This window comes from Vulcanibacillus modesticaldus (genome assembly GCF_001730235.1).
Taxonomy (GTDB): Bacteria; Bacillota; Bacilli; order Tepidibacillales; family Tepidibacillaceae; genus Vulcanibacillus; species Vulcanibacillus modesticaldus.
On record NZ_MIJF01000024.1, the window covers coordinates 20,216 to 32,747 of the forward strand.

General features: G+C 30.3%; 12 protein-coding genes and 1 pseudogene. 4 read left to right on the forward strand and 9 right to left on the reverse strand.

Translation table 11 applies throughout. The features are described 5' to 3' along the window. Positions 1-126: 126 nt before the first annotated feature. Positions 127-333 carry a DUF1657 domain-containing protein gene (locus BHF71_RS05730; RefSeq protein ID WP_069656712.1) on the forward strand — a complete coding sequence of 69 codons (207 nt, stop codon included), beginning with the start codon at positions 127-129 and terminating at the stop codon, positions 331-333. Positions 334-736: 403 nt separating this feature from the next. Here the strand turns inward: BHF71_RS05730 and BHF71_RS05735 are convergent, their stop codons facing one another. The 5 genes and pseudogenes from BHF71_RS05735 to BHF71_RS12575 form a co-directional block, all read right to left on the reverse strand. Beyond that, a complete protein-coding gene (locus tag BHF71_RS05735; protein WP_069656713.1) occupies positions 737-1,048 on the reverse strand; it encodes a hypothetical protein in 312 nt (103 codons plus the stop codon). Positions 1,049-1,446: 398 nt separating this feature from the next. Further along, positions 1,447-2,112, reverse strand: coding sequence for a copper amine oxidase N-terminal domain-containing protein (locus BHF71_RS05740; protein WP_069656714.1), 666 nt, complete (start codon positions 2,110-2,112; stop codon positions 1,447-1,449). Between the two features lie 84 nt (positions 2,113-2,196). Next, positions 2,197-2,850, reverse strand: a complete 654-nt coding sequence (locus tag BHF71_RS05745; protein WP_069656715.1) for a hypothetical protein — start codon at positions 2,848-2,850, stop codon at positions 2,197-2,199. A 156-nt stretch (positions 2,851-3,006) separates the two neighbouring features. Further along, positions 3,007-3,168, reverse strand: a complete 162-nt coding sequence (locus BHF71_RS12300; protein ID WP_245683830.1) for a S8 family serine peptidase — start codon at positions 3,166-3,168, stop codon at positions 3,007-3,009. 24 nt (positions 3,169-3,192) lie between these two features. Further along, positions 3,193-3,351 (reverse strand): annotated as a pseudogene (locus BHF71_RS12575) (protease inhibitor I9 family protein); the annotation flags it as partial. A 298-nt stretch (positions 3,352-3,649) separates the two neighbouring features. Between BHF71_RS12575 and BHF71_RS05750 the strand changes: the two are divergent. Then, positions 3,650-4,909, forward strand: coding sequence for a helix-turn-helix domain-containing protein (locus tag BHF71_RS05750; RefSeq protein ID WP_069656716.1), 1,260 nt, complete (start codon positions 3,650-3,652; stop codon positions 4,907-4,909). A gap of 70 nt (positions 4,910-4,979) precedes the next feature. Here the strand turns inward: BHF71_RS05750 and BHF71_RS05755 are convergent, their stop codons facing one another. Together BHF71_RS05755 and BHF71_RS05760 are read right to left on the reverse strand one after the other, a co-directional pair. Then, on the reverse strand, positions 4,980-7,448 hold the full coding sequence (locus tag BHF71_RS05755) for an ABC transporter permease (protein WP_069656717.1): 2,469 nt from the start codon (positions 7,446-7,448) through the stop codon (positions 4,980-4,982). After that, complete coding sequence (locus tag BHF71_RS05760; protein ID WP_069656718.1) at positions 7,438-8,211, reverse strand: ABC transporter ATP-binding protein; 774 nt, start codon at positions 8,209-8,211, stop codon at positions 7,438-7,440. Before BHF71_RS05760 ends, BHF71_RS05755 begins: the two co-directional genes overlap by 11 nt. Positions 8,212-8,477: 266 nt before the next feature. Between BHF71_RS05760 and BHF71_RS05765 the strand changes: the two genes are divergently transcribed. Next, entirely contained in the window at positions 8,478-8,849 is a 372-nt protein-coding gene (locus tag BHF71_RS05765; RefSeq protein WP_069656719.1) for an ArsR/SmtB family transcription factor, read from the forward strand. A gap of 31 nt (positions 8,850-8,880) precedes the next feature. Further along, positions 8,881-11,256: a heavy metal translocating P-type ATPase gene (locus BHF71_RS05770; RefSeq protein ID WP_425425394.1), complete on the forward strand. Its 2,376-nt coding sequence runs from the start codon at positions 8,881-8,883 to the stop codon at positions 11,254-11,256. A gap of 25 nt (positions 11,257-11,281) precedes the next feature. On the opposite strand, the gene BHF71_RS05775 is transcribed toward BHF71_RS05770, so the two are convergent. Continuing rightward, on the reverse strand, positions 11,282-11,998 hold the full coding sequence (locus tag BHF71_RS05775; protein ID WP_069656721.1) for a hypothetical protein: 717 nt from the start codon (positions 11,996-11,998) through the stop codon (positions 11,282-11,284). Next, entirely contained in the window at positions 11,998-12,522 is a 525-nt protein-coding gene (locus BHF71_RS05780; RefSeq protein WP_069656722.1) for a TlpA family protein disulfide reductase, read from the reverse strand. The genes BHF71_RS05775 and BHF71_RS05780 overlap by 1 nt, the downstream gene beginning before the upstream one ends. Between the last annotated feature and the right edge of the window lie 10 nt (positions 12,523-12,532).

Sequence of the window (12,532 nt, forward strand, 5' to 3'; positions counted from 1 at the left end):
AATCCTTTTTATAAACAAATACTAAGACTTATTATACCATTCAGAATAAAAAAAAGTCACAAACTCAAATACATACTTTAAAAATCTTTGGAGATGATATCTACTGTTGGAAAGTGAGGTGATTGGATGACAGTAGGAACTCAACTACAACAGACAATTGCAAGTGCCCAAAGCGTTTCCGCTAGTTTAAAAAGCTTTGCATTAGAAACCCAAGACCAACAGGCAAAGCAAATGTTCAATTCAATGGCACAAAATATGGATAATGTCGTTTCACAATTACAAGCCCGATTAGATTATGTTTCAACTGAAGAACCACAGTATAAACAACAGTAATTAAAGGAGTTACTAACGAAAAATAATTTTGAGCTGAATAATTCTTTTATTCAGCTCAAATATGGATGAAAATTAACATACTTTTTCACCAAAGGATAATTTTTCTTAGAACTTTTGAGCGATAGCTTGAGCAAGTATATTTATTTGAGAAGTTTGAATAGCTTTGATAGCAAAAGTTCCACTTTTAGCAAACTGGAGCATTGCATGAAACTTTTTCTTAATGTCAAGTATGTAAATATAAAATGTGCGGAAGGCTTGAGAAAATCGCTCTCCAAAATGTTTTTTGATCTCTGAGAGTACTTTTACTACTGATTGGCTATCTTTAGATTCTTGCAAAAATATAATGGCTATAGTTATTTATTTTTTTTTGATGATTGTTGGTTAGAAAAGTTTAATTAATTTTCTATCCTGATTGATTTAATTTTTTGATTTCAATTAGTATAGGAACTTTAAATAAGTCATTTTGACGGAAAGAGATTACATATTCGTTTTCGTTTTCCAATAAATCCCATGTAGTTTTCTCGATTTTAATATTAATTTCCATTTTAGTAATTGGGTCATAAAATTTTCCCCAGTAATTATTATTATCATAGTATTTCTCTATTAGCTTTACTTGATAATTCGAAGAGGTTGAAGTACTAATATATGACATTCCAATATAAAAACTTAAAATTGCTACTACAATAATAAAAAACAATACTATTTTTTGATTCATGTGCGACCCCCTTGGTTAAATAAATGATGATGATAAAGCGAGTTTTAGTGCCAAAGGCACACCATATGACAATGCGCCAATTGAAGCTTTTCACAGTATTTTAAAAAGATAATATATTTATCAAAGATCTTTTAAAAATATAGAGGAACAACAAGTTGGTCTATTTCAATATATTGAAGGTTTCTATAATAGACAGAAAATTCACAGTAAACTTAATTATTTAAGACCTAGGGATTTTGAGATGGAATATTATCAAAGATTAGATAATGCAGCATAAATTCACATCAAATAATTGTCCATTTTATCTGATAATTTTGCTGATATAACAGGAATATATTTGTATTGCTTTTTGATTTCCCTGCTATGAATCTTCATAAGATTCTAAGGTATCAGAAAACTTACCAAAGCTTATTAACTCGACCATGTGATGATAATTGTATATAGCCATCAATTAATGGTCTTTTTACTTCTCTACCGTTATTATCCATCTTTTTATCCCAAATTACGATATACACTTCATCTACATAGTCGGCATAAGTTGTAGATGAATTAGTTTCTGCAATATATCTTCGAACTGCTACTTCGACGCTACCATCTTTTTTGCGTACATCTAAAATATCAAAAGTAGGAATAAAATGTTCCCCGGTTAACATAAACGGCTGTAAAATTTTATTTGGATTATTAATATCTAACACTCTAGCAGTAGCTATTTCGTTTAAATCTTCACTATTTGATGTTATTAAATCAGTAAAATATCGGCTTACAACTCCAACGGCTTCTCTAATATTTTCATCGGCTGGAAAAACGGATTCCATCCAAATATCTTTTTTAGAGTGTAAAGAAACAATTTTTTTGTTGTTATCCCACTCAACTTGCAGATTAAGTACTTGTGCAATCCATCTCAAAGGAACCATTGTTCTGCCTTTAATAATTTGAGGTGGGACATCAGTAAAAATTTCCTCGCCATTAAAATTCAATTTAATATAATCTTTTGCTAAAGCAGAAAAACTAAAAAAACTTATTATGGTAAGAGTAATGAATCCATAAAATAATTTTTTTTTCATTTTTTATAATCATTCCTCTCAATGGGTCTTGCCTCATTCATGTAAGGACGTGCCCCCACAATTCATGGGCATAAATAGTCATCATTACTCTTGTATGCTTTCAGAAATTTTATTAATAATTAACATTGTACTTTCTATCCTTTGACGAATTTCTGCGCTACTATAATTACGTACTATTATTTTTGGATAGACAAATATATTATATAAAGTCAAATCATCTTGTGCTGGAGTGCTATCAAATGGATATAAATTCCTGCTTAAATCATGAAGACTGTTAGATATTTGTTTCATTTTATTTGAGTCAATAGGCCGGTTCAATTGTTGTTTAATATTATGCGATAATTTAAAGACCAAAAGATTTAATTCTCTCAATACTGTCTTCGTATCGTATAATAATTCCTGGTCATAGTACTTTGAAAGTGCATTATCAAAGACGATTTTTTCCACATCATTATATAAATTAACCCTTTCCATAGCTTTTTTATATCCATCCATATAATAAATTAAGTATTCTAGTTTTCGATTATCCGAGGCGTCCATTTCGTTTAACGTAATTGCAACATTGCTGAAAAACATTGCATTTGTATAAACTCTTTCAAAGTAATGATAAGAAATATCTATTACATCTGATTCTTTAAGCTTAATAGAAGTATTTATGTTACACCCCACGACAAATATTGACAAAAGTATTATCATTGCAAATATTTTTTTCATTGTAAACTTGTATGAAATAGTCAATGCTAAATCATACTCCCCTTTCTTATGTTATGTTATTATCCGAAATAATAAATTTAGGCACCATGGACTTTTTTAAACCAATAGATTGGCTATTAGTTGAATTTAATTGCCCACAGTTATATCTAAATCAATTATAGTTGCTTAAGTTTTAAACTTTTATTTCTTACCTTCTACGAAGGTTGCTCCACCAACAATATTTAAGTCTTCATGTGTATAGTCTATTCCTGTATCTATTATTCCTATTTTAATTCCTTCTCCTGTATAACCTAAACCATGCACATCTGTAGCTTTAACATGAGTTACTCCCCATGGAATCACTTGGCTTGTTGCATGAGCCTTTGTATCCTTTTCAATATAAGCTATATTAGGATTCTTAGTTAATGCAGTAACGGCTTTTTCTGGTAATTTTGCTGCTATAACAGGAATATACTTGTATTGCTTTTTGATTTCCCCGCCATGATTCTTTATAACATTCTTATCTACTTTAGATTTGAATGCTATAAAGTAAGTGCCCTACCAAAATATTTCTCTCTTCAGCCCCTACTTTTTTCCATTTATGTTCTCTTCACAATGAATTATATTTGATAATCTAATTGCTGTAAATTGGGAAAATCGGTAGTTCATACCTTGGATAATTCGATCTTTTTGTAGTGAATTTGCGCAACTTTTTTGAAAAAGGATTCGATCAATAGTCAAATAATTTTTATTGTCATATTTTGGTGCCTATGATATGCTGTCTTTAGGATAATTTAAACTTTATAACCTTAATTTTCCTTCAGCGGGGAGGGAAAGGAATCCTATGAAGATAGGTGATAAAATAAGATATTTTAGAAAGCAAAAAGGAATGACGTTAAAGCAATTATCTGAAGATATTTGCTCTATATCTTATCTTAGTAAAATTGAGAATAACAAAGAAAAACCACACCAAGAAGTTATTAATAAGCTGTTTAATAGGTTAGGTATTCCATTAGAACAAGATGATCCGAAACAAATAGAAGAATTAAACAAAGAATTAGATGAATGGTATGAAGTGATAAAAAATAGAGATGTTAATAAAGCAGTGGAATTAGAGAAAACTATTTCAGAAAAGTTAACTAATATTGAAAGTCCATCAATATTAACAAAATATAACCTATTTTCTATTCGATACCAATTGCTATTAGGGAATTTAGATAAAAGTAAATCTATCATTAATCGTTTACAAGAACAAAATAATAATTTCTCAGTTGAACACAAGTATTATTTTAACTACTTTAACGGCCTCTATCATTATTTGCTAGATGATTTTATTGAATCGCTAAAATATTCTTCAAAAGCAGAACGAATCAATCAAACCCTTCAAGTTAATGAACCAGAACTGTATTACCTTCTTGCAATTACCCACAGTAGATTAAATCATGTTACGTTAGCTATCCAATATACGAATATTGCCTTTGAACTGTTTAATCAAAAGCTTAATTATATTCGGAGTGCTGAATGTCAAATTATTATGGCAATCAATTATATCCGAATTAGAGATCTTGAAAAAGCAGATTATTATTTGGGAAATGTTTTACAATTAGCAGAAAAACTAAAAGATGACTATTTGTTAAGTAATACCTATCACAATCTTGGTTACCTTCATTCAATGAAAGGAGAACCTCAAACAGCAATTGAGTATTATCATAAAAGTCTGAAATATAAAGAAGAAAATGAAGGATATTTAAATACTATTTATTACATAATTCAAGAGTACTTTACTATAGGGAAGATAGATAAGGTAAATGAATGGATTGAAAAAGGTTTGGAGTTGACCAATGAAAACAACAAATATTATGTCAAAATAAATGTATTGAAATCAATACTCTCTTTATCAAAAAAAGATAATGATAAAAAAGAGGCACATAAATACATAGAAGAAAAAGCAATTCCCTATTTTATAAAAAAACAGTTTTGGCGGGAAGTTAGTGAGTATGCTGAAAAACTTGCCGATTATTATAACAGCGATGGCCATTATAAAAAATCCAGTCAATATTATAAACTAGCTAATGATGCGAGAAAAAAAATATATGTGAGGTGAGAAGTCGGGAGCTCAATCCCGACTTTTGCTTATTTATATATCATCAAAGAAATCAGCAATTATTTTATGACTATCTATTGAAGAAATCCACTACTTTTAATCTTTTTAGTTTAAATGCTGGAATTAGAGAAACACCAATGCTTGCTATTAAAATGATAACGATCGTAGTAATTAATACATTCCAATTAATTATAAAATCAATATCTAAAAATGTAGATAATCCTTTAGTTAAGGTTAAACCTAAAACACCTCCAATAATGGTTGAAAATAATCCAATAAGTAAAGATTCGATTATAATTATATTTAATAAATTTGTTGGAGTTGAGATAGTCGCTCGTAATATTCCATATTCTCTTTTACGAGAAATAATATTTGAGTGGATTGAATTATACATTCCTAAAAATCCAACTACAAAAATACTTAAGATAGCTGTATAAAAAATAGAATACATTCGTAATATTTGATTTTTTATATCTTTAATTACAATTTCTTGGTTTAAGAGTTCAGCTTCAGGATATTTGCTGATAACTCTATAAACCAGTTGTTCAATTTCAGAAGTATTTTTTTCTGTTGTTGCAATAAAAAAACCTCTAGGGTATGTTGAATCACCTTTTAGTTTTAAATACTTCCAATCAATAATGGCAAGTTTACTATGTAAAGTACTAGGAACAAAATCCATTATATCAGTAATAATAAAAGATGTGTTTTCTTTAATTTCTACTTGATCTGAACGTCCTGTTAATTTAATTACTTCTCCAATTTTATAATTAAATTTGGTAGCCATCTCTTTAGAAAGGATAATTGCTGGTTTTGAAGTATTAACATGTTTAGATAATAGTCCCATATTCATTAAACTTTGAAAATCTGCTGGAGATACAAGTAGTTCTTCATTTTTATCAGTTTTAACACTTATAATCTTACCTAGAGCTGAAACATGGTTAACCCCAGGTATAGCTTTCAATTCACTACTTAAGCTAAGAGGAAGAGTAGACATCATCGGAGCATATGCTTGAACCATTAATCGAGTACCAAATTGATTTTCAATACGGTTATATTCACCTTTTTCTATCGCTCCTAATAAATTTTGTAAAGAAAATCCGATTGCTAATCCTAATACAATAACAATAGCAGCATTTGCTGTATGCACTTTTTGAGAAATTAAATTATTGATGGCTAATTTAACTTCAATTCTATTTATAGACCCTAAAATATATTTAACTCCTATTAATATTGGTTTTACAAATAAGTATAAACCAACTATAACTCCTAAAAGTAATATTAAACTTCCGATAAACGACAAACCACTTAACTTTTCAGAAAAAATAATAGATATTGTAGTTAATAGAATTCCAATAGTTAAAAAGAAAAGGCTTGTATATGTTCTTCTCCTTTTGGGAGTATATTCTTGATTAAGGGTGTTGCTAAAAACTTGGATAGGGGGAATATTAGCTACTTTAAAAGCTGGAACCAATCCCGCTACTAACACAGACAGAATTGAAATGATAATAATAAGAGTAATAATATTCCAAGGGATAGGAGTCTCTAATATAGTTGTTTGTAGTTGCCCGACAACAATGTTTTTTCCAAATTTTGCAATCAGTATTCCTAGCCCACTTCCCATAACACTACCTATCAAGCTTAATATAAGTGCTTCAGTTATGACTAAAAAAACTAATTGTTTTTTACTTGTTCCAATTGAACGTAAAATAGCCATCTGCTGTATTTTTTCTTTAAATGACATTTGGAGTATACTTTGTACAAAATACGTACTTATTAAGAGTATAAATACCCCAAAAACAATACCTATATTTCGGAGTCCACCCAAGTTACTTCTAAATTTATCTTTTTCTTTTATAGGATCAATAATTAATCTTGGGTCAATGTTACTTTTTATATCCTTTATAAACTGTTGTTTATCTGCATTTTCTTTTAGATCAATTAACATTAAATTAACTTTATTCGGTGCTTTTAGTGTTTTCTGAAGATCTTTTATATTAAAGAGGACAGTACTTTTCCCTTCTAAGACCTCTTTAACAGTCCAAACCCCTTCTTCACCAGAAGGAAATGTGATTTTTATTTTCCCGTTATTTTCTTTAAAACGATCAAGCAAATCTTTGGACAAAATAACTTCATTTTCATTTATATCATATTGAGGTATTTTGAATTCTGTTTTAGCAAAAGAATCATTAGGAGCAATACCTATAAACAGGATTCCATTACGAGATTCATTAAATAAAGGAAAAAAAACAGTAGAAAGTTGTTTAACATAAGGATGGTTTTTGATATATTCAATATCATCTTCAGATAACTTTGCTTCAACCACATCATTATAACCTACCAAATTTTTGTATCCTATCATCACATCTTTTTCGCCATAATTTTCTCTTACTTGGTTTTCAACTTCGGCTTTCATTCCTACATATAAAATGCTGGTTGAAACCAACAAACTAATAGAAATTGCAATTCCTAGAATAATATAGAGATTACGGATATTTCTATTCATTTGTTTAATAACATATTGGATAAAATTAGTTAGCATAAACAGTACCTCCTGAAATATCCGTTAACTTTTCTGATATTTCAACAGAGATTTCTCTTTTGCTTTTGTTATTAGATAATAGTTCATCTTCAATAATCCTTCCATCTTTAAAATAAATGACTCGATCTGCATAGGATGAGACGATAGGATTATGAGTTACTAATATAATTGTTTGCTCTAATTCTTTTTGAGTGGTTTTTAATAATTCCATAATTTCTAAAGTAGTTTTAGTATCTAGATTACCTGTGGGTTCATCTGCTAATAAGATAAACGGTTTACGTACTAAAGCCCTGGCTATAGCTACACGTTGTTGTTGTCCACCAGACATTTGATGAGGATATTTTAATACTTGATTCTTTAAACCAACTATTTCTAACATGAATTTAACTCTTTCATTTATATAAGTTTTAGATGTTCCTTCTATAACAAGTGGGAGAGCTATATTATCCTGTGCAGTTAAAGATGGAATCAAATTAAAAAATTGAAAAACAAATCCAATATGTTTTCGTCGAAAAACAGATATTTCTGGTTCTTTGTTTAAATATTGTAGATTTACCCCGTTAAAGATGATTTCTCCAGAAGAAGGAGAATCTAATCCACCAACTAACTGTAAAAATGTTGTTTTACCAGATCCGCTAGGTCCCATAATGGAAACAAATTGACCTTTAGGAACTGTAAGAGATATATCTTGTAGAGCTTTAACTTTTGAAGTTCCTCTACCATATTCTTTATTTAAATTTTTAACTTCTAATAAATTATCCATTTCTACCTCCTATGTAATTTCTTTTAAAACTTCCTTATCACTAATTTTACCATTTTTTCTTTCATCAGGAGATATTTCTTAAATTTATTTTATTGTTTGATAGCAAAAGAATCAGATTTAGCTAAAAAAATAGAATTGGTTAACGAATCGGGTTTTATACTCCTAGTAGAATTTTCTTTAAAAAAATCTTGAATAAGAATGGATAATGAAATATACTACAATTAAACATATGAACAATTATTCATATATTGAAAGGTGGGGAAATTGTGGCTGGAAAAAAACTTAAAGTTGAAAGCTGTAATTGCACGATTATTCACAATGAAGTAGTGGATGATGTAAAAAAAGGGATGCCACAAGAAGAAACTCTCTACGATTTGGCTGAACTTTTTAAAGTGTTTGGAGATACAACTAGGATTAAAATCTTATATGCTTTATTTCAAGCTGAAATGTGTGTTTGTGATATCGCTGCTCTTCTTAAAATGAATCAATCAGCCATTTCTCATCAACTTAAGGTATTAAAACAAGCCAGATTGGTTAAATACCGAAGAGAAGGAAAAGTTGTTTATTATTCCTTAGATGATAACCATATTAAACAAATTTTTGACCAAGGGTTAGTACACATTAAGGAAAAATCATGATGAAGAATTTGAAGGAGAGAACAAAATGAGTATAGCTACTTCAACAGAAAAGATAGAATTTACATTAGAAGGCCTTGATTGTGCTAGTTGCGCTGCAAAAATTGAAGCAAAAGTCAAAGAATTAGATGATGTTTTAGATGCATCAATAAATTTTGTGACCCAAACATTGTCACTGAAAATTAAAAAACAAGATCAAATTAATCAAATGATTACTGAAGTAAAAGCAATCGTAAACCATTTAGAGCCAGATGTAATTGTCAAGGAAAAAATCACTACACAACCAGTTAAGAAAACATTGGTTTTAGAAAATTTATCTTGCGCAAGTTGTGCTACAAAAATTGAAGATGCAATAAAACAATTGCCTGGTATTAAACAAGCAAATGTAGATTTTGTATCTAGCAAACTAATTATAGAAGTCTACAATAAAAACGACTTGTCCCAAAGAATTGAAGATGCCAAAAAAATCATTGATTCAATTGAACCTGATGTTCAAGTATATGATACCGATCAAGAATATAATGATGGACATAGTAATAATGTTACTGATAGCGAAGAGGGAGAATTTAAAAAAAGATTTATTCAATTAGGAATTGGTGCAGCCTTATTTGCTACAGCTATAGCCTTTAAATTTACTTTCTGGATTGAATTTATCTTATATTTCATTAGTTACATCATAATTGGTGGGGAAGTTTTATTAAGAGCAGCAAAAAATATTAAAAGGGGTCAAATTTTTGATGAAAATTTCTTAATTAGTGTTGCTACTATTGGAGCTTTTGCTATTAAAGAATTTCCAGAAGGTGTAGCCGTAATGCTTTTCTATCAAGTTGGGGAATTATTTCAAGATATGGCTGTAAATCGCTCCCGAAAATCAATTGCGGCATTAATGGACATTCGTCCAGATTTCGCCAATCTTAAAGTTGGAGAAGAAATCAAAAAAGTTTCACCTGAGGATGTAAATATTGGAGATGTTATCATTGTTAAACCAGGTGAAAAAGTTCCACTAGACGGTAAAATTATTGAAGGAAGTTCAATGGTTGATACATCAGCATTAACAGGTGAATCTGTCCCAAGAGAAGTAGAAGCAGGAAGCGAAATATTGGCCGGATTTATCAACAAAAGTGGTCTAATTGCGGTTGAAGTTACAGAGAAATTTGGAGAATCTACCGTTTCCAAAATTTTAGATTTAGTTCAAAATGCAAGTAGTAAAAAGGCTCCTACAGAAAACTTTATTACAAAATTCTCAAGATATTATACACCGGTTGTTGTTGGTGTTGCACTCATCTTGGCAACCATTCCTCCACTTATTATTGATGGAGCTACATTTTCACAATGGATATATAGAGCATTGATATTTTTGGTTATTTCCTGTCCATGTGCTTTGGTTATTTCTATCCCATTAGGCTTTTTTGGAGGAATTGGTGGTGCTTCAAGGAACGGTATCTTGGTTAAAGGAGGGAACTATTTAGAAGCATTAAATAGTGTAGATACAGTTGTATTTGACAAAACTGGTACACTTACAAAGGGCGTATTTAATGTTACAGAAATTATAACTACAGGCTCTATGACAAAAGATGAATTACTAGAATTTGCCGCTTATGCTGAAAGTTATTCTAACCATCCAATCGCCATATCAATCTTAAAAGCTTATAATGGTGAAGTGAATAAGAACAATATAGAAAATTACGATGAGATCAGCGGCCATGGTACTAAAGTTACCGTTAATGGTAAAGAAATACTTGCTGGAAATAGTAAATTAATGATTAAAGAAGGTATTGAATTTGAACAAATAGAAGCTACTGGAACAATCGTTCATATCGCTATAGATAAACAATACGCAGGATATATTGTAATTGCCGATGAGATTAAAGAAGATTCAATTGAAGCTATTCGCTCTTTGAAAGATGTTGGAGTCAGAAAAACAGTTATGCTAACCGGTGATATCAAAAAAGTTGGTGAAAAAGTAGCTAAACAGCTCGGATTAGACGAAGTTTATGCCGAATTACTCCCAGATCAAAAAGTAGAAAAATTAGAAATGCTTGATAATAATAAACCTCCTAAAAAGAAACTGGTCTTTGTCGGAGATGGTATCAATGATGCACCTGTTTTGGCAAGAGCGGACATCGGGATTGCAATGGGTGGATTAGGTTCTGATGCAGCGATTGAAGCTGCGGACGTAGTCATTATGACAGATGAACCTTCTAAAATTGCGACTGCTATAAAAATCGCTAAACGTACTAGACGGATTGTATGGCAGAACATTTACTTTTCTTTAGGTGTTAAATTGATTGTACTTATCTTAGGTGCAGGTGGATTAGCAACTTTGTGGGAAGCAGTGTTTGCTGACGTTGGTGTGGCTTTGATTGCAGTATTTAACGCAATGAGGGTTTTAAAAGTCGATAATATTTAATAGAGAGCCGTAAGGCTCTCTATTTTTAATCAACACTTGTTTTTATCAAACCTACTCCACCTAATGTAATCAGAGCTAGAAAAGCCCATTGATTGAATGTAAATCCAAAAACTAAGTTAAATGAAATATCAAATATAGAAATTAATAATAACCCCAAACCAAGTAATATGTATAAATATAGCAATTTCGCATAATTTAGATCAGACCACTTGGTAAAACGAACTATTAATAAAATCCCCACCCAAAGCACACGATACCAGTTTATTGGATGGTAATTAAACTTGGATCCTTCCTGAAGTGCTATCCCAAAAAATAAATCTGTAACTTTACCATAATCCACGATAAATAAATTATACAAAAACAATGTAATCGCAATGGTTAGCCAGCTCAAGTCTAAAATCGTAAATAATGGGTACTTATGCTTTTTTATCAAATACAAAAAGACTAAAGCCGATACTACTGTAGAAATAAGAATAGTTGTAGGCGAACCAGTAGTCCAAATCAATGATGCTGGATTTTTAAGGACACTTTTGATATCAAAAATAACCCATCCAAATTTATAAAAAATCAAAAATACCAGTGATAGAGTAAATATTATATTAGTCCATTCATCTTTAGCTAATTGTTTTTTTCTAGCAATTTTTTCGGTGATAAACACAGCAACAGATAAACCTACGAAAAGAACTAATAAACCGATAGGCAGCTTAACAAGACCAAATTGTAATACCCGATTTGCATCCATTAATCTTCTAACACCTCTTTTATGTAAGATTCAATCATATCAAAATTCATCGCCCCAATTTGTTTAACTCTAATCACACCTTCTTTATCGATAAAGAAAGATGTTGGGATACTAAATGCCCGATACATATTTGTTACTTTTAAATCATAATCAAACAAAATAGGCATTTGATACCCGTTTTCATCCATGAAAGCTATTGCATCTTCTTTAGTATCAGAACCAGTTTCATTGATCTCTAGAAAAACTACTTGTCCCTTATATTTCTCATAGGCTTGTTGAATGAATGGCATTTCCTCCCTACAAGGTGGACACCAAGATGCCCAGAAATTAATAAATACTGGTTTTCCTTTAAATTGACTTAGAGTTACCTTTTCTCCCTCTCTATTTGTTAGTACAAAATCTGGAGCAATAAATCCTGCTTCTGGTTTTATATCTCGACTTCCAACTTCTGACTGATTGTTAGCATAAAATACAAAACCTATTAATAGAATAACAAAGAATCCGATTACCAACCTTTTGTTCACAATACCACCT

What these genes read in the sequence shown, in the direction of transcription:
- BHF71_RS05730 (WP_069656712.1), top strand. Translation starts at nt 127, where the DNA reads ATGACAGTAGGAACTCAACTACAACAGACAATTGCAAGTGCCCAAAGC.
- BHF71_RS05735 (WP_069656713.1), bottom strand. Translation starts at nt 1,048, where the DNA reads ATGAATCAAAAAATAGTATTGTTTTTTATTATTGTAGTAGCAATTTTA.
- BHF71_RS05740 (WP_069656714.1), bottom strand. Translation starts at nt 2,112, where the DNA reads ATGAAAAAAAAATTATTTTATGGATTCATTACTCTTACCATAATAAGT.
- BHF71_RS05750 (WP_069656716.1), top strand. Translation starts at nt 3,650, where the DNA reads ATGAAGATAGGTGATAAAATAAGATATTTTAGAAAGCAAAAAGGAATG.
- BHF71_RS05755 (WP_069656717.1), bottom strand. Translation starts at nt 7,448, where the DNA reads ATGCTAACTAATTTTATCCAATATGTTATTAAACAAATGAATAGAAAT.
- BHF71_RS05760 (WP_069656718.1), bottom strand. Translation starts at nt 8,211, where the DNA reads ATGGATAATTTATTAGAAGTTAAAAATTTAAATAAAGAATATGGTAGA.
- BHF71_RS05775 (WP_069656721.1), bottom strand. Translation starts at nt 11,998, where the DNA reads ATGGATGCAAATCGGGTATTACAATTTGGTCTTGTTAAGCTGCCTATC.